This window comes from Thermoflexus hugenholtzii, assembly GCF_018771565.1.
Classification (GTDB): domain Bacteria; phylum Chloroflexota; class Anaerolineae; order Thermoflexales; family Thermoflexaceae; genus Thermoflexus; species Thermoflexus hugenholtzii_A.
The window spans coordinates 1,136,355-1,158,031 of record NZ_CP076326.1 but is presented as its reverse complement, the minus strand read 5'-3'; the positions used below and the strand labels follow the sequence as shown (position 1 = coordinate 1,158,031).

The following is a 21,677-nucleotide window of genomic DNA, read 5'->3' as shown; positions in this document are numbered from 1 at the left end:
GAAATCGGCCTCTCCGGGCGCTGCGCGCCGGGCGTCGGCCTCCGCCGACGCGAAGGATGCCTTTTCGGTCGGCGCAGGCCGACCGTTGGCCGAAGGCCTCTCGAGGCCGAATTCATTCGGCGCAGGCCGACCGCCGGCCGAAGGCCTCAGCAGGTCGAATTCGTTCGACTCGTAAGGTGCGCCTCTCACGGGTTCGGGAGGAACACGGCCACCCGCGTCCCCCGGCCGGGGGCGCTGGTGATGGAGAGCTGCCCGCCCAGCATCTCCACCCACTGGCGGATGGAAGTCAGGCCGATGGTCTTGCGCTGAGGCGCCTGGGCCATGGCCTCCTCCACGTCGAACCCCACCCCGTTGTCCTCCACCTCCAGGCGCACCCCCTGCGGGGTGAAGGCCAGCCGCACCGTGGCCTGGGAGGCCTGGGCATGCAGGCGAACGTTGGTGAGCAGCTCCTGGACGATCCGGAAGAGCGCGGCCTCCTGATGGGCTGCCAGACGACGCTCCTCGCCGCTGATCTGGAGCTGGAGGGAGAACTTCACTTTCTCTTTCAGGGTCTCCACATAGCGTCGCACGGTGGGGACCAGCCCCAGATCGTCGAGGCTCATGGGGCGGATATCGAAGAGGAACTCCCGCATCCGCTGGAAGGTCTCGGCGACGGCGTTCTTCAAAGCGGCCAGCTCGGCCCGGGCGCGCTCCGGATCCCGCTGGAAGAGCCGCTCGCAGATCTCGGCCTGCAACACCAGGTTGGTCAGGGCCTGGGCAGGTCCATCGTGCAGCTGGCGGACCAGGCGCTGCCGCTCCTGCTCCTGAGCCTCGAAGAGCCGCACGATCAGGGTCGGCTCCACGCTTGGGCGGGCGGAGGCGCTCTCCGCTTCCAGCGCGGCGAGGGTTGAGAGGATGCGGTCGAGAGCCTCCACATACCGACGGAGGTGGGCTTCCAGGCTCTGGAACTTCTCCAGCTGGCCCCGCATCAGCCACAGACGCTTTTGAATGTCCATGGCGGACTGGTAGCTTTCAATGATCTCCTCAGGCGGGGTGCTCCCCGGGCGGCTTTCCATCTGCTTGATCTGATTCGTCAGCTGGAGGCTGCGCTGGGCCAGCCGCTCCACGTCCGCGGAGGTCTGTCGGATGAGCGCCTGCACCTCTGCGAGCTGCCGTCGCGCGGCTTCCTGCTCCTCGCGGCAGTAGGCCATCAGATCCTGGAGCGGGGATGTCGGCTCGCTCACGATTTCTCCTCCGGAGAGATGGGCTCTTCAGGCAGACGGACCCATCCGCGGCGCACGGCCAGGATGGCGGCCTGGGTGCGATCGCTCAGATCCAGTTTACGCAAAATGGCCGTCATGTGGTTCTTCACCGTCTGCTGGCTGATCCCCAGCCGCTCGGCGATGGCCTTGTTGCTGTAGCCCAGGGCGACGTACTGCAGGATTTCCCGCTCCCGAGGGGAGAGGCTGAGATCCTCTTCCGCCTCCGCTTCGCCGATGATCTGTCGAACCTCGGGGGCGGTCAGCACCCGGGATCCCAGGACGTAGCGGCCGGAGAGCACGTGACGGATGTTCTGAAGGAGTTGCTCGGGAGGGGTGTCTTTGGAGCAATACCCGTTCGCGCCGATGCGAACGGCATATCGCATCTGCTCCTCGCTGTCATAGGCGGTGAGGACCAGGATGGCGCCTTCGAACCGGTGGGCGCGGGCCTGCCGGATCACGTCCAGGCCGTTCCGGACCGGGAGATGCACGTCCATCAGCACCAGGTGAGGGGCCAGACGCATGATCATCTCCAGAGCGGCCTGGCCGTCCGCCGCTTCCCCGACCACCTGAAAGCCCGGTTCCAGGGCCAGGGTGTCCCGGACGCCTTTGCGGAACAGGGGATGATCGTCCACAATCAGGACCCGATACGACATCGCCGCGCCTCCTTTCCAGCGGCTCCGCGGCGTCTCCCCCTCCGGGTTGACGAAGCGGATCGCCCGCTTCTGGGGAGTTTGCCCTCATCGGGTTCAAAATATTTTTAAAGTAAAACCGTAGATTTGACAAACCGGGATGCGAGAGGATCATGGGAGATGTCCTGCGGATGCTGGGATGGCTGGTGATGGCCTTCGGAGGGCCGGCCCTGGCCCTCTGGGCGAGGGGGCGCTGGGGTCGGCCTGTCGCCTGGCTGGGGGTGGGGGCGCTGACCTTCCTCGGGGCGCAGGCGGTGCGGTTGCCGCTCCTGGCCGGGCTGACCGCTCTTTTCCGGCAGGGCCTGCTTCCGCCACCCCGGGATCCCCTCGCGTTCAACTGGGTCGTCCTCAGCCTGTCCGCAGGCTTGTTCGAGGAGACCGCCCGCTGGTGGGGGATGCGCTGGGCCCAGCGCCGTCAGGCCCGACACGGACAGATCCTGGGGTTGACGGATGCGGTGGTGTTGGGATTGGCCCATGGCGGGACGGAAGCCTTTGCCCTCGGCCTGGTGGGGTGGACGACCCTGATGGGGATGCTCCTGATGCGCGAAGGGCTGATCCCGATCCCCCCGGGGATGGAAGCCCCCGTCGCCGCTTACTGGGCCACGCCGCCCGGCTGGGTGTGGGTGGGGGTCCTGGAGCGCGGGATGGCCATCCTGCTGCACGTCGGGCTCTCCCTCGTGATCTGGGACGGCGTCCGTCGGGCGCGCCGGACAGGCTGGGCGGCGGCCGTGCTCCTCCACACGCTGGTGAATGGAACAGCGGTCGCCGCCATGTCCCGATGGGGGATAGGAGTCGCCGAAGGCCTGATCGCCCTCTGGGTAGGGCTCTTCCTGGGAGGAATCTTCATCCGGTTGCGCAAAGCTGGGTCGATAACGTAGGAGTTACGCAGTTGACAAGGTGTTCCTCTGACGTTATTATGGAAGTGCGTTATTATGGAAGTGGCCTGCCGATAAGTAGCAGATGACTAAAAGACATGCTTTATGCGAGAAACTCCTTGGAGGCTCCGGCCTCCGGGGCAGGGGTCGATGGACGACTCCTGTTGCCAGTTCTTTGGCTTTGGGTTTCCGCTCGGGGCCACGACCGGAATACGCAGGAAACTACGTAAACCTTATAATGATTTAATAACATCAAATTGGAGGCAAATATGTTTAAAATTAAATCCAAATCGTGGGATCAATATACAATTCAGAGGTTTGGCGAGTATCTGGTTACTGCTGAGCTTTGTCGACGTGGATTTAGCGCTACGCCGTTTGCAGGAAATATTCCGCATATCGATATTGTAGCAACGGATCAATCCGGAAATTTCATATATGTCCAAGTTAAAACTATAAAAAGTAACTCTTCATGGCAATTTGATGTCCGTAAGTTTGCTAATATCGAAATTAATGGGGGTCGTCAAATCCTAAAATCCCCGAAAGACTCATTGTATTCTAATTTAATTTGTGTTCTTGTTCAGCGCGGAAAATTTTATGGAGAAGATCTGTTTTATGTATTAACTTGGGAGGATTTAAGGGATTTGATATACAGGAAATACGAAGAAGAGATAATCAAGAAGCGAGGTGGTCGTAGGCCACGAACTCCCGAATCAACTCATTGTGCGATATATCCAAAAGATTTGAGTGAATACAAAGATAGGTGGGAGCTCTTCGAGAAGATTGCGACGGGTTTGCACCGTGAATAGTCGAAACATCAGCCGGGCGGAGGTTCTGGATCCCTCCGCCCGGCTGATGTCTGCCGATTAGGAAACGGAGACTGGAGCCGGGGTGGGGATGGGGGCGGGCCGTGTGGGGGAGCTCCGGCGGGCGGCCAGGTAGGCGTTGACCACGAGGTCCATCAGCCCGCTGACCCGGACGCCGAGCTGGTAGTAATCGTTCAGATCCCCGAGCTGCAGGCGGCAGTTGTCGCACGAGGCGACGACGATGCGGGCCCCGGTTTCCCGGATCTGCTCGACCTTGCGGCGCCCGGCCCGCATGCGCTTCTCATACCATTCCGGAACGGCGACCAGACCCGCCCCGCCGCCGCAGCAGAAGTTCTCCGCCCGGTTCGGGTTCATCTCCCGGAAATCCTGAACCACCGCCCGCAGGATCCGCCGCGGCTCCTCCAGCAGCCCCCCGTTGCGGCCCAGGTTACAGGAGTCGTGGTAGGTGACCGGCTCCGGGTTCGCCGCGGGATCCAGGGGCAGGCGGCCCTGCTCGATCCACTCCGCGGCGACCTCGATGATGCTGCGCACGCGGAAGGGGAAGTCCTCGAACCAGTTCGGGGCTTCCCAGCGCAGGACCGTGTAAGCGTGCCCGCACTCCGCCAGGACGATCTCCTTCACCTTCAGGCGTCGGGCCTCCTCCACGATCCGCCGGGCGATGGCCTTCGCCCGCTGCAGGTCGGCCAGGAAGTAGCCGTAATTGGCCGCCTCGAACATGCTCAAGGTCCAGTCAGCCCCCACCGCGTGGAAGAGGATGGCCGCGGGCAGGATGGTGTGGGCGCCGGAGAGGGCCACGTAGAGGATCTCCGCCCCCTCCTTCTCCACCGGGATGCGAGCGGCGGGATCCCCGGTCTGCTCTTGAAGCTCCCGCTCCAGCTCCCGGATCTGGTCGATGTAAAATTCCCGGAAGAGCTCCAGGTTCTCCTCCCGGGCGATGGCGGCGTCGGCCAGCTGCACCAGCATCTCGGGGGCCTTCCCGGCGGCGGTCAGCATCGCCCGGGCGGCCCGCATGATCAGGGCCGTGTCCACCCCCATCGGGCAGTTCATCGTGCATCGACGGCAGAGGGTGCAGGCGCCGAAGGCGAGCTCCGCCAGCTCATCCAGGTCCGCCTCGGTGAGATCTTTCGCCCCCACCCACCAGGGGAAGAGACGCCCGATGGGATCATGGTGGCGCCGGTAGAACCGGCGGACCGCTTCCGCCTTGGCGGCGGGGGCGTTGCGGAAGTCCGGCTCGGCGGCGAACACGTGACAGGATTCCGCGCAGATCCCGCACCGCGCGCAGACCTCGAGGGCCGCCAGCAACCGCCGGTCCAGGGATTTCTCGAAGGCGGCTAACGCCTGCTGCACGAGCTCGCTCATCAGGTTCCTCCTGTCAGCGGGAAGGAGATGGTTCCCCACCGGATCTTCCGGCCTCCTAACCCAGCACGGCCCGTCGGCCGTAGAACCGTCCGAAGAAGAAGCGCGAGAAGAAGAAATACAGGCAGTGCCGGATCTTGGTGAGCGGGATGGCGACCAGGGTCAGGGCGGAGAGCCCGTAGAAGAAGGGGAGCGCCCCCGGATCCGCCCAGAAGGCCGTCCCGGCGGCCTGCCACGCAGTCACCAGAACCACCGCCGCATAGTCATCGGGATGGCTCAGGGCCCGGAGCCGTTCATCGAGGATCCGCATCAGGACGCCGATCAACCCTCCCAGGGCGCCCATCAGGGTGAGCCCCAGGCCGACCTGGGCCAGCGTTGGAGGGAGGGCATGACGCCATGGGCTGACGATCAGGGAGGCGAAGGTGGCGAAGATGCCGATGTGGAAGAGCACCCCCCGCACATAGGGGAGGAAATGGCGGCGGGTGCTCTCCTTCGCCCACGGCATCATGCCCCAGGTGAACGCGTAGAGGATGCCCCGCCACGCGGCGCCGCGCGGGGGCGCCCGATCCGGACGGGAGGGATGGGCCAGCAGCCGCCGGAGTCGCCATCCCAGGCCCACCCCGCACAGGGCCAGGGCGATGAGGACGATCCCGCCCCACAGCGCCGTCGTGCTCATTTCAGCCTCCGCACCACGAAGCGGATCACCTTGTCCTGCTTCTCAATCGTGACCAGCTCGTTGCCGGTGCTCCGGCACCACGCCGGGATGTCGGCCATGACCCCCGGGTCGGTGGCGTAGGCCTCGATGAGGCCGCCGACGGGGACGTTCTTGATCGCCTGGTTGATCTTGACCACCGGCATGGGGCACAGCAGCCCTTTGAGATCCAGGGTGAGATCCGGCTTGAGCTCCATCGGGCACCTCCTCGGCAGATCGGATCAAATGAACAGGGTGATCTTCGAGCGGGACGCTTCCTCCAGGAAGGTGGCCACGCCCACCACGTCCTGGACCTCATCGATGAGATCCTCGCGTCGGATCTCCATGACCTCCATGCTCATCTGGCAGGCCAGCATGCGGACGCCCAGCTCCGCCGCGAGGCGGCGCAGCTCGGGCAGCGGGGTCACGTTGTGGGCCTTCATCATCTTCTTGAACATCCAGCGGCCCAGGCCGCCGAAGTTCATCTTGCTGGGGCCGACCCCCTGGATGTCCCGGAGGAAGACGCCGAGCATGCGCCCGAAGAGGCTGCGCCCGGTGGGGCTGGGCTTCTTGATGGCCTGCAGCCCCCAGAAGGTGAAGAACATCGTCACGTCCATGCCGGAGGCCGCAGCGCCGGTGGCGATGATGAAGGCCGCCATCAGGCGATCCATATCGCCGCTGAAAACCACCATCGAGAGGCGGTTCTGGACAGCGCGCTCCGCCTCCGCGGCCGGAACTTCCGCAATCTGCTCCAGAGCCATCGGGGCCTCCTTTCAGGACTGAGCGATGTGCTGGTAGAGATGGATGCGATCCAGCATGACCGCCCGCATCAGGTCCAGGGCCTGGATCACCCGGTGATCCGCCAGGGCGTATTCCACGACGCCGCCCCGGCGGGTGGCGATCACCAGCCCTTTCGAGGCCAGGACCCGGAGATGGCGGGCGATCGTGGACTGGGGAAGCCCCAGGGTCCGGGCTAAGGCCGTGCCCGTTTGCGGGCCTTCCGCCAGCTCGTAAAGGATCAGGATCCGGGTGGGATCCGCCAGGCCCGCGCAGATCTCCGCGTGAAGCTGATAAATCTCCTGCCGGGTCGGCCGCTGCATCCCCCACTCCTCTCCGGTTATCCGGTTAACAGGATAACCGGAGACCCCGCTCCGGGGTTGTGTCTCCTGTCACAACCTTTGGTGCGGAAAATCACAAGCTTGGGGGCTTTGGGATCATATAGGTGATCGAAAAGGGACAAAGCGTTCGGAGAGGGGATGGAGAGACGGCTTCGCTGTCGGGCGGCGTCCGGCGGCTCGCTCATGCCCGGTGGATCCCGGATCCGCCTTTCGGGCCGGAGGCCATTCCCCAGGCCGAAAGGCCAAGGTCATGGGATGCGGAGCGGGGCCTTGTCGGACCGGGAGAGGCCCGTTATAATCCGGGGTGTGCCCTGGCCGGCCGTCCAGAAAGTCACGGAGGAGAGGAGGTCACGATGTCGAAACGGATCCGAATCTGGGCTCTGGCCACGCTGGTTTTCACCCTGCTTCTAACGGCGTGTGCTCAGCCGGCGACGCCTGCCCCCACCCAGCCTCCCGCGCCCACAGCCGCTCAACCCGCGGCCACATCTGCTCCCGCTGCGACGCCGACGAAGAAGCCCTTCCGGGTGGGCTTGGTGACCGATGTGGGCAAGATCGATGACAAGTCCTTCAACCAGGGCACCTGGGAGGGCGTGCAGAAGGCGGTCAAGGAGCTGGGCGTGGAGGCCAAATACATCGAGACCCAGGACCCCAACGATTACATGAAGAACATCGCCCAGTTCGCGGACGCCGGCTATGACGTCATCGTCACCGTGGGCTTCGCCCTCGGGGAGGCCACCCGCGAGGCGGCCCAGAAGTATCCCAACGTCAAATTCATCGGCGTCGATCAGTTCCAGGAGAGCACCATCCCCAACGTCGCCGGGCTGATCTTCGAGGAGGACAAGGCGGGCTTCATGGCCGGCGCCCTGGCCGCCCTGATGAGCAAGACCGGCAAGATCGGCGCCGTCCTGGGCACCGATGCCGTCCCGCCGGTGTGGCGCTTCGGCGAGGGCTACCGCGCCGGCGCCAAATACGTCCGCCCCGACATCGAGGTCCTGGTGGTCTACCACAACGACGTGGGGCTGGATAAGACCTTCACGGATCCCGAGTGGGGCAAGTCCACCGCCCTCTCCCTGGTGGACAAGGGCGTGGATGTGATCTTCGGGGCGGGCGGCAAGACGGGCAACGGGGCCCTCATTGCCTGCGCGGAGACCAAGAAGTGCCTGGCCATCGGCGTGGACGTCGATCAGTATTACACGGTGCCGGAGGCCCGCAGCGTCCTCCTCACCAGCGCGATGAAGGACCTCACCGAGGGGACCTTCAACCTGATCAAGGCCGCTTATGAAGGGAAGTGGCAGGGCGGCAACGTGATCGGCCCGGTGCGCCTGGCGCCCTTCCACGACCTGGAGAGCCAGGTCCCCCAGGAGGTCCGCCAGAAGCTGGCGGAGATCGAGAAGGGGCTGAAGGACGGCACGATCAAGACCAACGTGCCGCCGGCCAAGCCGCAATAAGCCGTCGCCGTCCATCGCCATTCCGGCCCAGGGCACCGGATCGGGGCAGGAGAACCCTGCCCCGATCTTGTTTTGCCTCTCTCTGTGGAAGCGTAAAATCGCTATAATCCCTCTCTGGGGGCGGTTGGCCTCTGGTGAGGCCCCCGGTCTTCAAAACCGGTGTCGGGCCGCGGCGCGGCCCGGGGTGGGTTCGATTCCCATCCGCTCCCGTCGCCGGCGCGCTCAGAGGCCGTTCGGAGCGCGCTTTCCCCGGCGGGCCCGTAAAGGCGCCCACCGAGGCGGTTCATCCTCACGCGGAGGCAGGAGACGATGCGCGCGGTTCGGATCCATCAGTTCGGCGGCCCCGAAGTCCTCCAGGTGGACGAGATCCCCACCCCCACCCCTGGCCCCGGCCAGGTCCTGGTCCGCCTCCGGGCCATCGGGGTGAACTTCATCGATACCTATCACCGAACCGGCCTCTACCGCATCTCGCTCCCCTTCATCCCCGGGCAGGAAGGGGCGGGCGAGGTGGCCGCCGTCGGCCCCGGGGTGACGGAGTTCCGGGAGGGGGACCGGGTGGCCTACGCCGGGGTCTCCGGCTCCTACGCGGAATACAACGTGGTGCCCGCGGATCGTCTGGTGAAGCTCCCCCCCGCCATCGATTTCCCGCAGGCGGCGGCGGTCCTCCTCCAGGGCATCACCGCGCAATTCCTCACCGTCAGCACCTATCCCCTCAAGCCCGGGGAGACCTGTCTCATCCACGCGGCGGCCGGAGGCGTGGGGACGTTGCTGGTGCAGATGGCCAAGCGAAGGGGCGCCCGGGTGATTGCCACGGTCTCCTCCCCCGCCAAGGCCGAGATCGTCCGCAACCTGGGGGCGGACGCGGTGATCCTCTACACCGAGCAGGACTTTGAGGCGGAGGTCAAGCGCCTCACCGATGGCCGCGGCGTCGATGTGGTCTATGACTCCGTGGGAAAGGACACCTTCGAGAAGAGCCTGAACTGCCTGCGCCCTCGCGGCTATATGGTGCTCTTCGGCCAGTCCAGCGGGCCGGTCCCGCCCACCGATCCGCAGATCCTGAACCAGAAGGGCTCCCTGTTCCTCACCCGTCCCTCGATGTGGCATTATCTGCTGACCCGTGAGGAGCTGCTCTGGCGGGCCGGGGAGGTGCTCCATCTGGTGGCGACCGGCCAGCTGAAGGTCTTCATCGACTCTACCTTCCCGCTGGAGCAGGCGGCGGAGGCCCACCGCCGCCTGGCCTCCCGCCAGACGGTGGGGAAGATCCTGCTGATCCCATAGCCTGAATCCGCGCTCCCCGGAGGCCTGTTCATCGATGTTCACCTTCCTGGACCCCTTCGGCCTGCGGTGGACCGCGGGGATCGCCCTTGAGGCGGTCGACGGTCAGACCTGGCCGTCGACCGTTTGGCGTCTGGTGGAGGAACAGCGCTCCCCTTTCTCCGATCTCCACGGATCCGGCGAGGAGCTCCGACAGGTCTTCCAGGCGCCCGGCTGGGAGGCGATCCGTCTCTTGCGCCGCTACGGGGCGGCGACGGCTGTCCGGTTGCAGCTGCGCCGGCGCGCGGCTTCCTCCATCGCCCTGCGCCGGGCGGCGGTGCTGACCGGGCCGGTGGCGGCTCCTCTGCCGCCTTCCCGCTGGCGGTTCTACCGGAACGGGTTTCACTCGTGGAGCTTCGCCGGAACCACCCCGGTGGAAGGCCGGGACGCCGGGACCCTTTTCGGACCCCTGGGTGCCCCTATGACCTTCGATGTGGCGGCTCCTCCCGGACCCTCAGGTGTGCGACGCAGCGATCTGGTTGCCGCCCTGATCGTGGGGGAGCGGGCGCTGATCGTCGGCCAGATCACCACGGCGGATCAGTTCGTCAAGATCGAGCTGGACGCGCGCGGGATGCCCCAGCTGCACGTGTATGCCGAGCTGGACGGGATCTCCGTCGACCCGGAAGAGGAGGTTCCCTCTGAGTGGATCTGGGTGGAAACCCGGGAGGCGACCGATCCCGATCCGTTCGGGGACTATGCGGAGGCGGTCGCCCGAGCGATGCAGCCCCGGATCCCGCCGCATGCTCCTTCCGGCTGGTGCTCCTGGTATTTCTACTACACGCGCGTGCGCGATGCCGATATCCGTTCGAACCTGCAGGCGCTGGCGGCATGGCGGGAAGTCCTCCCTGTGGAGCTGATCCAGATCGACGACGGCTTCCAGGCGGCGGTGGGGGAATGGACCCGGTTCAGTCCTCGTTTCCCCGAGGGGGTGGCCCCGCTGGCCCAGGAGATCCGGGAGGCAGGCTTCACGCCGGGCCTGTGGCTTGCGCCCTTCTTAACGTGGCCGGAGGCGGCGGTCGTCCGGAGGCATCCGGACTGGCTGCTGCGGGATGCGCGGGGCCGTCCGGTCTCCGCCGGCTTCAACTGGTATCGCTGGCTCCGCGCCCTGGATCCCACCCATCCCGGCGTGGAAGAATGGCTTCAGGATCTGATCCGCACGGTGGTCCATCGCTGGGGGTTCCCTTACCTGAAGCTGGACTTCCTGTATGCGGCGGCGCTGCCCGGTCGCCGCTATGATCCGAAGGCCACCCGGGCGCAGGCCCTCCGCCGGGGGCTCCGGGCCATCCGGGAGGCGGCCGGGGAGTCCGCTTTCCTGCTCGGATGTGGCTGCCCCTTAGGCCCCGCCATCGGCCTGGTGGACGGCATGCGAATCGGCCCGGATGTGGCGCCCCACTGGGAGCCCCGCATGTTCGGCCTGAGCCGTCCCTTTCGGGCCGAGCGCAGCCTCCCGGCGGCGCGGAACGCCTTTCGGAACACCCTCACCCGCTCCTGGATGCATCGCCGATGGTGGTGGAACGATCCCGACTGTCTGCTGCTGCGCGCCCGTGCCACCTCCCTCACGGAGGATGAGGTCCGCCTGATGCTCACCGCCGTTGCCTTGAGCGGGGGGATGGTCCTGGTCAGCGACCCGGTGGCGGAGCTTCCGGAGGAGCGGCGAGCGCTCTGGGCGGCGTTGCTTCCCCCCACGGGGGAGCGGCCCGAGGTGCGGGATCTCTTCGAACGGGAGTTCCCCCGGGTGATGCGCCGGGCGGGAACTCTTTGCGGCGCTCCGGCGGTGTGGGTGGGTCTCCTGAATCCGGAGGATCGGCCCTGGCGAACGGCGCTGCCCCTGAGGGACCTCGGCTTGCCGGAGCCGGCTTGGGGCTTTGAGCGCTGGTCCGGCCGGGCCCAGCGGCTGACGGGGAACCTCCCGGTGGACCTGCCGCCGCATGGAGCGGCCCTCTGGCTCCTGCGGCCGATCCGACCCGGACCGCAGTGGGTGGGCTCCACCCTTCGGATCCCGCCGGGTGCGGAGGTCGTGGAAGGGGAGGAGGAAGCCTCCTGGGGGCGCTGGGTGCTCCGCCGGGAAGCCCGCGCGCGGGGGTTCGTCTGGCTGGGGATCCCGGATGAGGGAGGCGTGCCGGAGATCCGATGGAACGGGAGGCCGTGTCCGATCGAGCGGGCAGGGGAGGGCCTCTGGCGGGTCGAGCAGGCGTTTCAGGGGACGGGGGTGCTGGAGGCCCGTCGGGCTTCGATATGATCGTCCGTTGGTCGAATCCACTTCAAAACCCTATGTGGACGGAGGCGCTTCATGGAGCGGACGCTGGTGCTCATCAAGCCGGACGGTGTGCAGCGTGGGTTGATCGGGGAGATCATCTCCCGTCTGGAACGCCGTGGATTGAAGATCGTGGCGCTGAAGATGATGCGGATCACCCCCGAGCTGGCCGCGCGGCATTACGCGGTCCATCAGGGCAAGCCTTTCTATGAGGGCCTGATCCGTTACATCACCTCGGGGCCGGTGGTGGCGATGGTGGTGGAGGGACCCCAGGCCATCGAGGTGGTGCGCAAGACGATGGGCGCCACCGACCCGGCCAAGGCGGAGCCGGGGACCATCCGGGCGGACTTCGGCCTCACCATCGGGCGCAATCTGGTCCACGGCTCCGACGGGCCGGAGACCGCCGCCTTTGAGATCGGGCTGTTCTTCCGCGAGGACGAGATCCTCTCCTATGAGCGGGCCATCGACCCCTGGGTCCTGGAGCGCTGATTCAATCGAGGGCCTGCAGGGCCTGCGTCAGCGTCTCCGGATCCTCCACCCGGAGGGTGCGCACATGCGGGGCGATGCGGCGGATCAGGCCGCTCAGCACATCCCGGGGGCCGAACTCGATGAAGATCTCCGCCCCTTGCTCCACCATATAGCGCACGCTCTCCGTCCAGCGGACGGGGGCGATGAGCTGGCGGGCCAGCTCCGCCCGCAGGGCGTCGGGGTGGCCATCGAGGGGGCGGGCCTCCACGTTCCCGATCACCGGGACGCGGGGCGGGAAGAAGGGGATGGTCTCCAGCACCGACCGGAAGGGTTCCACAGCGGGGGCCATCAGGGGGGAGTGCGCCGCAATGCTGACGGCCAGGGGGATCACCCGACGGGCGCCTCGGGCCCGGGCGAGCTCGCCGGCCCGGGCGATGGCCCGCTGGCCTCCGGAGATCACCAGCTGCCCCGGGCAATTGTCGTTGGCGACCACCACGGCCTCGCCGGTCTCGCGGTGGGCTTCCTCGCAGATCTCCTCCAGGGCCGCCCGTTCCAGGCCCAGCACCGCCGCCATCGCCCCTGGTTGCTGCTCGCCGGCCCATTTCATCCATCGTCCGCGCTCCTGCACCAGCCGCAGGGCGTCGGGGAACGCGAGGGCCCCGGCGGCCACCAGCGCCGAGAACTCCCCCAGGCTGTGGCCGGCCACCCAATCGGGGGGGAGCCCGCCCCGAGTTCGCCACGCCTCGTAAGCGGCGATGGAGACGGTGAGCAGCGCCGGCTGGGTGTAGAACGTGTCGTTCAGCTGCTCCTCCGGCCCCTCGAAGCAGAGCCGGGAGAGGGCGTATCCCAGCCGGCGATCGGCTTCCTCGAAGATCGCCCGGGCTTCGGGGAAGCGCTCATACAGCGCCCGGCCCATCCCGACATACTGGGAGCCCTGGCCGGGGAAGACGAAGGCGAGCCGCGGAGGCATCCTCCATCCCTCCTCGCTTAGGAGTTCCCGCTCCTCGGGTTGGGGGTGAAGGTCTGAACGATGCGATCGATGAGCTCCAGGAAGAAACGTTGCCGGAAGCCGGCGATGAAGGCGATCAGATACATGAAAAGCGGGTTGGCCGGCGCGGGGGTTCCCTGGATGGTGAAGAACCCCACGGTGATGATCATGTAGATGATCATCCCGATCATGCTCCCCAGGATCGGCTGGACGAGATACCACATCACATACTGGCGATCGAAGTCCCGCCGGATGGCCACGTGCCAGTAAAGGCTGTAGAAGATCCCGCAGACCCCGCCCAGGCCGCCCCACATGATCGGCTCCCAGATCCCCTCATAGCCGGGCGGGACCACCCAGGCGCTGTAGCCCCGCCCGGCCGTGAGGGCCCAGAGATACGCCCCCAGCCAGGCCAGCCCCCACAGGAACACGAAGAGCCCGTAGGTGTATGACCAGCGCCAGAGCCGGCGGGCGATGGCATATCGGGTCAGGGCGAGGCTGTAATAATATTCCGCCTCATCGTAGCCATCGGGCTTCAGGAGCGCCTCGCGGGCCTGCTTCAGCCAGCTCAGGGCTTGCTCCGCGGAGCCCGGGTCCGGGATCGCCCCGCCGGCGATGCGCCGGTAGAGCTCATCGATCCGCCCGTGGAGCTGGCGGGTCTGGGCTTCGTCCACGGAACGAGGGCGGGAAGCGGAGAGCCGCTCGGGGGAGGAGGTGGGCACAGGTCCCATCGATGCCTCTCCTTCTTCAGGGGTCTCCATAGATGTCTCGAGAGAAGGCGCGATGGGGCCCACGGCCTCGGGCTCCAGCAGGCCCGGGATGCGCAGCGCCCGCATCGGCCCCTCCGGGTCGATTTGAATCCCCTCCGAAGCCGGAGGAGGGGCCTCCCAGCGCCAGGAGGGGGGAGCGGCCTCGGGAAGCGGCGAGGCCCTCACGGTCGCCGCTCGCGCCGCTTCCATGGCCAGGAAACGAAAGCCGTCTCCGTCTCGCCCCCCTGTGGGAGTCGGAGAGGGAAGGCGCTCCTGGGGATCCCGATCCCCGGACCCGGAGGCCCCGGCTTCCACATCCGGGACCGGTGGCGCTTCCGGCACCGGAGGGGCCGAGGAGGGTTCGGCCGGAGGACGCGAAACCGAAGGCTCTGGCGGGGCAGGGGGCGACTCCGCCGGCTCCACCCACTCGGCGAGGCCAGCGAACAGCGCCCGCCCTTTTCCGCGCAACGAGATCTCTGAGCGCCCTCGTTTCCCCATCGCTCCCTTCGCTCCGAATCCGGAGGCAAGGATCCGCTCACCAGAACCCTTCTTCCTGCGGCCCGATGGGTTCCAGGTATTCCATCTCGACGACGTGACGGGACCAGAGGCGCTCCCCCTCCCAGGCCTCCGCGATGACCGAATAGCGTCCGGGCGGCAGCTGCCGGAAGACGGCGCTCGCCGCATCCAGGGCCTCCCGCTGGTCCAGCGGGGCTTCGAAAAGCTCCATCACCTCGAACACCCGACGGACCTCGTGGGGCGCCAGGGTCACGGTCATCTCCCCCAGGGGGAAGGCCACCGGTCCCTCCAGGCGGAGGGAGACCCGCAGGGAGAGCGGCCGGTCCAGGTCCGAGATCACCCAGACCTCCCGCAGGGGCGGCTGGCCCACCCCTGCCCGTTCCACATAGGGGACGATGGAGACCAGGACCGGGGTGGAAGCCTGCTGCAGGGCGAAATAGCCCTGCTTGGGGACGCGTTCCACGTCCAGCACCGCCCAGGTGATCCCTTCCCAGGGCTCGACGAACATAAAGTGGAAGTAACCGGTGATCTGCCCCTTGGCCCGGCGGTAAGTGTGGATGGCGAACTCGATGAGGCGGGCCTGGTAGCGCTGGCTGTTCTCCACGAAGGCCTCCAGGCTCTCCCCCATCTCCACCCCTGCCACGCGGAAGGTCTGCTCCGGCTGGAAGTTGTGATACATCCACGTCTCCCATTTCGGCGGCCAGGCGTCGGGGCCGAGGACCCGTCGGAGGAGCTCCGCCCGGGGCAGCGCCTGCGCCCCGAACTCCGAGGGCAGCGGCGCGCCGGGCAACGCCTGGAAGTCCCGCATGTGGCCCCAATACCATCCGGGATACGCGTGCTCCCGGAAATCCGAGGCCTCTTTCACCGGTCGGGTGGGATCCGCGGCCCGGATGGCCGCCGCCACCAGGGGCGCCAGGGTATACCGGTTGTGGGTGGGCTCGTTGTGGGCGCACCACAAAAAGATCGAAGGATGCGCCCCGAAGTGCGCCACCATCGCCTGCGCCTGGCGGACGGCCTCCTGGGCGAACGCCTCATCGTCGGCGTAGCCCCACTGCAAGGGGAAGTCCTGCCAGACCAGGATCCCTTCCCGATCGCAGGCCTCGTAGAAAGCCGGGTGGGTGAGGTGGGCGTGCACCCGCACGGCGTTGAGGTTCGCCGCTCTCAGCAGGCGGACGTCCCGCGCCGCGTCCTCCGGAGTGTAGGCGGCCAGCCACTGGGTGGGGATGATGTTGGTGCCCCGCAGGAACACCCGGCGATCGTTCAGGAGCAGCCACGCGCCCTCCTGGCCGAGGGTCCGGAAGCCGATGGGCGCCGCCGCCTGTTGATCCCCCAGGGCGGCCTCCAGCCGGTAGAGATGGGGGAAGCCCCGCTCCCAGATTTCCCAGCGCGGGAGCTCGGGGAGATCCCAGATCAGGGAGATCGTCTGTCGTCCGGCCTCCAGGTCCAGCGTCCGCACCGTCGTGAGGGAGAGGCCTTCGAAGTTCTCCGGGCGGAGGGCGAAAGTGACCTCCGCGCGGCCGGCGGCGAGGGCGTCCAGGGTGAGCTGGATCCGGAGGCGCCAGCCCTGGGGGCGATGGAAGGTTTGATGGGTGAGATGGAGCAGCGCCACCGGCCCGGTCTCGAAGATCGTGACTCCTCCCCACAGCCCGCCGGTTCCCCGCTCCTGCCCGCGGGCGGTGGTGCCGCCGGGGCGGCAATCGTGCTGGCCGAAGATCCCCTTGATCTGCCGCTTCAGGCGGGGCCACACGGTGCCGTAAGGCTCCTTGGGGGCCGCTACGCGGAGCCAGAGGGTGTGGGGCTCCCGGGGGAGCTCCAGGAGCCAGGGCTCGAAGTACCCCTCGTGGGCGCCGAGGAGCCGCTCATCCGCCCACGCGCGGCCGAAGTAATCCGCGCGCAGGCGGGCCCAGCGGCGGGGCCCCGTCGCCGCCGGCAGCTCCAGCCGATACCAGCCCACCTCCGCCTCCATGCCCTCCAAAGCCCATTGATGGGGAAGGGAGACCTCCCGCCAGCCCTCGGAGGGCAGCCCGGAGGGGGTTTCCGCAGGATGTGGAAGGAAGTGCGCTCGCATGATGAAGAGAATCTCCAGCCCGGGATAGACGTGGATCGCCCTCCAGTATACAGGCGGCGGCTTGAGAGGAACAGTCGGAGCGGACGGTCGACCGACGGCGAGACCCATGGTATCCTGAGGCCGATCTCTGAGGATATCCGACGGATGAGCCTGCGAGCGCGCATCGAGACGATGGCGATGCAACGGGCGGGCGGATATGCCCGGTGGCGGGAACGGCTGGCCGTCCAGTCGGCCCTCTGGGGGATGGCGCTGGCCTGGTCGCGGTTCCTGGGGTTCTTTCAAACCCTCCTGCTGGCCGGCTGGCTGGGCCCGGCCGATTTCGGACGGTTCAGCGCCCTCCAGAGCTGGTTGCGCTTCGGCCACGAGAGCGGCGAGTCCGGCCTCTCGATGCTCATCATTCGGGATCTGACCCGCGGCGATACCCCTCGCGTGAGCACGTATATGATCCTGCGGGGGCTCTGGATCGCGGGCCTGTGCGGGCTGGCCGGGCTGGCGGCGTGGGGAGCAGTGGCGCCCCCGGCGATCCGACCGGAGCTGCCGGCGCTGACCCCGCTGCTGTTCCTGACGGTGCTCATCCCGTTGCAGGGCGCCCGCCTGGCGGCGGCTGGCCGGCTGGACCGCGCGGCGGCGGTGGTGTTCCTCACGCGCACGGTGGGGCTCACCGGCATGACCCTGGCGGCGCGGTGGGGATGGACGGCGTTGTGGCTCGGCTTCGCGGGGGCGATGGCCCTGGACGGCCTGGGCCTCTGGCTGGCCGCCCGACGGGTGGGGCTGCCGCTCTGGCCGGCCGCCGGGCGGCGGTGGGCGCCCGAGGCGATGGGGGAGGGGCTCCAGATGCTGGCCTTTGGGATCCTGGGATCCCTCTACGCGCGGGCGGACAGCCTCCTGCTCTTGAGCTTGCGGGGATCTGTGGAGGCGGGCTTTTACAGCCTGGCGTATCGTTTTTACGAGGCCGGGCTGTTGCTCAGCAACGCCCTCGCCGTGGCGCTGCTTCCCCGGCTGGCCCGGGAGGAGTCCCCGGCCCATCGGGCCCGTCGCCTCCTCGGCGCCTACCTGGCGCTTCCTCTGGGCATGGCCATCGGGATGGCGCTTCTGGCGGAACCGCTGATCCGGCTTCCCTTTGGCCCCCGCTATCTCCCGGCGGTCCCGATGTTGCGGTGGCTGGGGCTGACCTGGATCCCCGCCTTCCTTTCCAGCCTGGGGGCGACGGTCTGGATCAGCGCGGGCCGGTCGGGGAGGCTGCTGGTCGTCTTCGCCATGGGGGCGGCCCTGAACCTGAGCTGGAACCTGATCCTGATCCCCCGCTGGGGCGGGGTGGGGGCCGCGATCGCCATGCTCGTTTCCACCGCGGCCATGGCCCTCGCCTTCCTTCCCTCCCTGAGGTCCCGCTGAACTCCTTATCGCACCGGGCGCTCCGGGCCGCGACCGCGAAAGGCGTCGATGAAGGCGGCCGCGGCCTCTGGGTCGAAGGACTCCAGGCGTAGCATGCGGGTCCAGGCGGTCAGGATCACCGCCCGCCCGAGCCCGGGCCGGGGGACGACCACGATCCCATCCCAAGGGCCATTGAACATGCGCGCCCACGCCTGGAGCGTCCGGAGCGCCTCCGGCCCTGGGTCCTCATAGTAGATCACCACGAGGCCGTGTTCCAGGGAGTGGACCAGGCGCTCGGGAGGCTGTTCTATGGTGTAGAAACCCGGGGGAACCGATTCCGGGCTGTGGGGGCCGGAAGTCGGAGGATCCGTTCGATAGGTCGCGCGCTCCCCGGGTCCCAGGTGGGCCCGGCCTTCGTCGGGGAACGATTCCACGCGCTGGAGCGCGGGCTGGCCTCGTAGCACGGCTGCTTGAAAGGCGGCATACGCGGCGCTCTGGGACCGGAACCACCACCCCAGACCGCTGGCGATGAGAAGCAGGAGGGCGATCCCCAGCCCTCCCAGCAGCCATCGATGAGGGGCGCGGTGGATCAGCTTCTTCCCTTTCCTTCTCTTTGCCACCGGGATTCTCCTCCAGGATATGATCCATTTCCCTTATTCTACTTAGCTTGGCGATGGACTTCAGCCGTCTCAGGAGTTCCCCCAAATGAGGAGGCGCCCTCAGCAGCCCCCACCTCGGACGATGGTTTCTCCCCTCTAAGCCATCGGGAGAACCCATCCGCCTCCGGGAGCATCCCAACGATCTCCCGAACTCCATACCGCCCTGCGGATCCAGTGGACGGTTCCGCTACCGCACCGGGCGCTCCGGGCCGCGACCGCGAAAGGCGTCGATTCACCGCTTCCTCCATCCCGAGGCCGGAGGCTCCCCCGCCCGGGAAACCGAAAGCCCTAAGGGACATGCGGAGCGTGGAGCGCCGGAGATCTCTCCTTCGCAGCCCAACACGCCCGCGCGGATCCCCGGTTCCCGAGAGGGCCGCGTCCGCCCTTCATCCCGAACCGATCCTCATCAATCAGGTTATGTAAAGATAAACCCTATCGCATCAAGCGGTTATAAATTATAAACCAGCGTATGAAAACGGTAGGAGCGTATCCGGATAAGGATGATGTGCGGTATAGTGAATGAGAGTGAATGAGAGAAGACCCGCGGGAGGATCCCGGAGGGCATCATGCGGCGAAGGGGACAGGGGTTGGTGGAGTTTGCCCTGGCGTTGCCCTTGTTGCTGTTTCTGGCGATGGCGATCGCCGATTTCGGGCGGATCCTGCTGGTCTATGCGGAGCTGGGCGGGGGCGTGCGGGAGGCCCTGCGGTATGCCATCGTCCAGGCCCCCACCGGCAGCATGACCAAAGCCCAGTGGAGCAGCTTTTGCTATGGGGATCTGCTGGATCGCCTGAAGGCCACGCTGGTGCTGACCCCGAAACAGGCGCTGGTCCCGCAGCGCACTTACTTTGTGTATTTCGAATCCTTCCGCTACGACACCGGACAATTCCAGCCGGCCGTGGAGTGCGCCTCGGTCGATAAGAAGTTCGTGCTGAAGCGGGAGGATCGGGTGGTGATCGATGCTCAGGTGACTGTCTCGCCGGTGACGCCGATGATCCAGGCCCTGCTGCCTCAGGTGACGATCCGCTATCGGGCCGGGCGGACCCTGTTCCCGCCGGACGGGGTGTATTTCGGCCCGAGCCAGCTGCCGAGCCCATAAATAGGGAGGGAGGGGATCCATGGGGCGAGGACGCTCCGGTCAAACGCTGGTGCTGGTGGCGCTGATGCTGACGGCCCTGATCGGGCTGGCGGCCCTGGCCATCGATGGCAACCAGGCTTATGCCCAGCGACGGCGGGCTCAGAACGCCGCGGACGCAGGGGCGCTGGCCGGGACGCGGGCGTTGTGGTTTGCCCAGCATGGGGTTGGCGGTGAGACGGCGATCCTGCAGGCCATCCATTCCGTCGTCGAGGCCCAGGGGATCCCGGACGCCGGCGGACAGCCGGGGGATGCCCAGAACGCGAACGTCCAGGCTTTCTACTACATCTCGGAGGCGGAGCAGATCCCCATCCCGGCGGGCGCTGTCCCTCCAAACGCCCGGGGGATAGCGGTGGTGGTCCGGAACCCCTTCCGGTCCTTCTTGGCGGCAGTGATCGGCCACGCCTGGCTGGAGGTGCGAGCCCAGGCCACGGCGATCTATTCCCCGGGCTGGAGCTCGGGCGAATACGCCCTGACCGCCCTGTGCAAGAATGAAAACACGAACGGGCCCTGCTATCAGAACGCCCTGAACCTGAGCGGGAGCGACATCTACATCAACGGGGGGATTCACTCGAATGCCGGCCTGAACCTCACAAGCGCGGATCCCAGCAAAGCCCCTCACGTGGTGCTGGAGAACGGGGTGTGCGAATATGGAGGAGAGGCGTATGGCCTGAACGACGCCGGGCTGGGATGTGAAGGAGCCTCGCCGATCATCCTCGAGCCGTTGTATACCATCAACCAGTTCCAGCCGGGAGGGACTTACTGGCAGGATGCTGGGCGGAAATTCTGTCTGCAGCCCTCCTCCGCCCAGGGGGTGACCCTGGACCCGACGGCTCCCTATACGCCCACGCAGGGCTCCTGCGGTTCGAACACCCTCAGCACTTACCGGCTGGCGAACGAAGCGCTTTATTTTGTGAACGGGGATGTGACCGTGAAGATCCCCAGCGGCTGGACCACGCCCATCACCATCACCGTGGCCGCGACCGGGCGGATCAATGTGGACATGAAGAACTGCCCCGACATCAACGGGGACAATCTCCCGGATTGTTCCCCGCTGTATGCCTACACCGCGAGGAACCTCCTGTTCTTCAGCCCGGTGAAGGATGCCTCCACGCCGGTGATCCAGGTCAGTTCCCCCAACATTTACTGGAACGGCCTGATCTACGCGCCCGTCGGACTGGTCCGCATGTCCAGCGCGGGCAACATCGTGACCGACGCGGGGGCCATCCTGGCCTGGCGGATCGATCTCTCGGGCAGCAAGATCTCCATCATCGCTCAGCAGGGCCTGGGCCCGCTGGGGCGGCCGCGGATGAAGTTGATCCGATAGGAGGAATGGATGCGGCGAGGACAGGGGCTGGTGGAGCTGGCGCTGAGCCTGACGGTGTTGCTGCTGCTGGTCATGGGGTTGATCGATCTGGGGCGGGCCTTCGTGGCCTGGCTGGCGATCCACGACGCCGCCGCGGAGGGGGCCCTCTACGCGGCGGTGAACCCCTACTGCCGGAACCCCAACGATTCGCTCCCACCGGACGCGGACCCGGACGTCCAGTGCACGGATCCGAACAACGTGCAGTATCGGGCCTACACCCGGGCCCTGAGCGAGACCCGCTGGATCCCCTTCTCCCTGGTGGATCCCAGCCGGATTGCGGTGGTCGTGGAGCCGAACCAGGGGTCTTCGGCCACCCCGGTGATCTATGAGGGGGATCCCATCACCGTGACGGTGATCTACACGATGCCGCTGATCACCCCGCTGATGCAGGGCATGCTGGGCCCGGAGCTCATCATCCGCGCCCAGGCGGTCCAGATCGCCCTCGAAGCCAAGCCGAGGAACCCGTAGGATCCCTCTGCTCTACCCCCGGAGGACGTGGGCCTCCGCTCCACTCCTCCCCCAAGACTTTCCCCCTTGACAAAACAAAATTTT

General features: G+C 66.9%; 21 protein-coding genes and 1 tRNA gene. 11 read left to right on the top strand and 11 right to left on the bottom strand.

The genetic code is table 11. The features are described 5' to 3' along the window. Positions 1 to 185 precede the first annotated feature (185 nt). Together KNN16_RS05215 and KNN16_RS05210 are read right to left on the bottom strand one after the other, a co-directional pair. The gene (locus tag KNN16_RS05215; protein WP_303899592.1) at positions 186 to 1,223 is read right to left on the bottom strand and encodes a sensor histidine kinase; all 1,038 of its coding nucleotides are present in this window, start codon (positions 1,221 to 1,223) and stop codon (positions 186 to 188) included. Further along, positions 1,220 to 1,894 (bottom strand): response regulator transcription factor, encoded by a 675-nt coding sequence (locus tag KNN16_RS05210; RefSeq protein WP_303899589.1) that lies wholly within the window; start codon positions 1,892 to 1,894, stop codon positions 1,220 to 1,222. Before KNN16_RS05210 ends, KNN16_RS05215 begins: the two co-directional genes overlap by 4 nt. A gap of 149 nt (positions 1,895 to 2,043) precedes the next feature. Here KNN16_RS05210 and KNN16_RS05205 point away from each other — a divergent pair, with 149 nt between their 5' ends. Both KNN16_RS05205 and KNN16_RS05200 read left to right on the top strand, forming a co-directional pair. Then, the gene (locus KNN16_RS05205; RefSeq protein WP_303899588.1) at positions 2,044 to 2,808 is read left to right on the top strand and encodes a YhfC family glutamic-type intramembrane protease; all 765 of its coding nucleotides are present in this window, start codon (positions 2,044 to 2,046) and stop codon (positions 2,806 to 2,808) included. 266 nt (positions 2,809 to 3,074) lie between these two features. After that, on the top strand, positions 3,075 to 3,611 hold the full coding sequence (locus KNN16_RS05200) for a hypothetical protein (RefSeq protein WP_303899586.1): 537 nt from the start codon (positions 3,075 to 3,077) through the stop codon (positions 3,609 to 3,611). A 57-nt stretch (positions 3,612 to 3,668) separates the two neighbouring features. Here KNN16_RS05200 and KNN16_RS05195 read toward each other — a convergent pair whose 3' ends face one another. The 5 genes from KNN16_RS05195 to KNN16_RS05175 are packed head-to-tail and all read right to left on the bottom strand — an operon-like array spanning position 3,669 to position 6,776. Further along, a complete protein-coding gene (locus KNN16_RS05195) occupies positions 3,669 to 4,988 on the bottom strand; it encodes a (Fe-S)-binding protein (RefSeq protein ID WP_303899584.1) in 1,320 nt (439 codons plus the stop codon). 55 nt (positions 4,989 to 5,043) lie between these two features. Further along, the gene (locus KNN16_RS05190) at positions 5,044 to 5,661 is read right to left on the bottom strand and encodes a hypothetical protein (RefSeq protein ID WP_303899583.1); all 618 of its coding nucleotides are present in this window, start codon (positions 5,659 to 5,661) and stop codon (positions 5,044 to 5,046) included. Continuing rightward, the gene (locus KNN16_RS05185) at positions 5,658 to 5,894 is read right to left on the bottom strand and encodes a sulfurtransferase TusA family protein (RefSeq protein ID WP_088569901.1); all 237 of its coding nucleotides are present in this window, start codon (positions 5,892 to 5,894) and stop codon (positions 5,658 to 5,660) included. Before KNN16_RS05185 ends, KNN16_RS05190 begins: the two co-directional genes overlap by 4 nt. Before the next feature lie 24 nt (positions 5,895 to 5,918). Next, the gene (locus KNN16_RS05180; protein WP_299287473.1) at positions 5,919 to 6,437 is read right to left on the bottom strand and encodes a DsrE/DsrF/DrsH-like family protein; all 519 of its coding nucleotides are present in this window, start codon (positions 6,435 to 6,437) and stop codon (positions 5,919 to 5,921) included. A gap of 12 nt (positions 6,438 to 6,449) precedes the next feature. Continuing rightward, complete coding sequence (locus KNN16_RS05175) at positions 6,450 to 6,776, bottom strand: helix-turn-helix transcriptional regulator (RefSeq protein WP_299287475.1); 327 nt, start codon at positions 6,774 to 6,776, stop codon at positions 6,450 to 6,452. Positions 6,777 to 7,147: 371 nt separating this feature from the next. Between KNN16_RS05175 and KNN16_RS05170 the strand changes: the two genes are divergently transcribed. The 5 genes from KNN16_RS05170 (at position 7,148) to ndk (ending at position 12,299) form a co-directional block, all read left to right on the top strand. Next, the gene (locus tag KNN16_RS05170; protein ID WP_303899574.1) at positions 7,148 to 8,242 is read left to right on the top strand and encodes a BMP family protein; all 1,095 of its coding nucleotides are present in this window, start codon (positions 7,148 to 7,150) and stop codon (positions 8,240 to 8,242) included. A gap of 116 nt (positions 8,243 to 8,358) precedes the next feature. After that, positions 8,359 to 8,452 (top strand) — tRNA-Sec (locus KNN16_RS05165). A 99-nt stretch (positions 8,453 to 8,551) separates the two neighbouring features. Next, the gene (locus KNN16_RS05160; protein ID WP_303899571.1) at positions 8,552 to 9,520 is read left to right on the top strand and encodes a quinone oxidoreductase; all 969 of its coding nucleotides are present in this window, start codon (positions 8,552 to 8,554) and stop codon (positions 9,518 to 9,520) included. Between the two features lie 34 nt (positions 9,521 to 9,554). Then, positions 9,555 to 11,795 carry a glycoside hydrolase family 36 protein gene (locus KNN16_RS05155; RefSeq protein WP_303899568.1) on the top strand — a complete coding sequence of 747 codons (2,241 nt, stop codon included), beginning with the start codon at positions 9,555 to 9,557 and terminating at the stop codon, positions 11,793 to 11,795. Positions 11,796 to 11,846: 51 nt separating this feature from the next. Beyond that, positions 11,847 to 12,299: a nucleoside-diphosphate kinase gene (gene ndk / locus KNN16_RS05150; protein WP_088569907.1), complete on the top strand. Its 453-nt coding sequence runs from the start codon at positions 11,847 to 11,849 to the stop codon at positions 12,297 to 12,299. Position 12,300: 1 nt separating this feature from the next. Here ndk and fabD read toward each other — a convergent pair whose 3' ends face one another. The 3 genes from fabD to KNN16_RS05135 all read right to left on the bottom strand — a co-directional run bounded on the left by fabD (position 12,301) and on the right by KNN16_RS05135 (position 16,596). After that, on the bottom strand, positions 12,301 to 13,248 hold the full coding sequence (gene fabD, locus KNN16_RS05145; protein ID WP_299287638.1) for an ACP S-malonyltransferase: 948 nt from the start codon (positions 13,246 to 13,248) through the stop codon (positions 12,301 to 12,303). Positions 13,249 to 13,265: 17 nt separating this feature from the next. Beyond that, the gene (locus KNN16_RS05140) at positions 13,266 to 14,099 is read right to left on the bottom strand and encodes a hypothetical protein (protein WP_303899563.1); all 834 of its coding nucleotides are present in this window, start codon (positions 14,097 to 14,099) and stop codon (positions 13,266 to 13,268) included. Positions 14,100 to 14,547: 448 nt separating this feature from the next. Then, the gene (locus KNN16_RS05135) at positions 14,548 to 16,596 is read right to left on the bottom strand and encodes a glycoside hydrolase family 2 TIM barrel-domain containing protein (RefSeq protein ID WP_303899560.1); all 2,049 of its coding nucleotides are present in this window, start codon (positions 16,594 to 16,596) and stop codon (positions 14,548 to 14,550) included. Positions 16,597 to 16,740: 144 nt separating this feature from the next. On the opposite strand from KNN16_RS05135, the gene KNN16_RS05130 reads away from it, so the two are divergent. Next, a complete protein-coding gene (locus KNN16_RS05130) occupies positions 16,741 to 17,988 on the top strand; it encodes a polysaccharide biosynthesis C-terminal domain-containing protein (RefSeq protein WP_303899558.1) in 1,248 nt (415 codons plus the stop codon). Positions 17,989 to 17,993: 5 nt separating this feature from the next. Here KNN16_RS05130 and KNN16_RS05125 read toward each other — a convergent pair whose 3' ends face one another. Further along, positions 17,994 to 18,587 carry a DUF3105 domain-containing protein gene (locus tag KNN16_RS05125; RefSeq protein WP_303899555.1) on the bottom strand — a complete coding sequence of 198 codons (594 nt, stop codon included), beginning with the start codon at positions 18,585 to 18,587 and terminating at the stop codon, positions 17,994 to 17,996. 605 nt (positions 18,588 to 19,192) lie between these two features. Between KNN16_RS05125 and KNN16_RS05120 the strand changes: the two genes are divergently transcribed. Genes KNN16_RS05120 through KNN16_RS05110 form a run of 3 tightly spaced genes read left to right on the top strand, consistent with a single transcriptional unit; the run spans position 19,193 to position 21,593 of the window. Next, positions 19,193 to 19,723: a TadE/TadG family type IV pilus assembly protein gene (locus KNN16_RS05120; RefSeq protein ID WP_303899552.1), complete on the top strand. Its 531-nt coding sequence runs from the start codon at positions 19,193 to 19,195 to the stop codon at positions 19,721 to 19,723. 19 nt (positions 19,724 to 19,742) lie between these two features. Next, a complete protein-coding gene (locus tag KNN16_RS05115; RefSeq protein WP_303899549.1) occupies positions 19,743 to 21,086 on the top strand; it encodes a Tad domain-containing protein in 1,344 nt (447 codons plus the stop codon). Positions 21,087 to 21,095: 9 nt separating this feature from the next. Further along, positions 21,096 to 21,593 (top strand): TadE/TadG family type IV pilus assembly protein, encoded by a 498-nt coding sequence (locus KNN16_RS05110; protein WP_303899548.1) that lies wholly within the window; start codon positions 21,096 to 21,098, stop codon positions 21,591 to 21,593. The last annotated feature ends 84 nt before the right edge of the window (positions 21,594 to 21,677 follow it).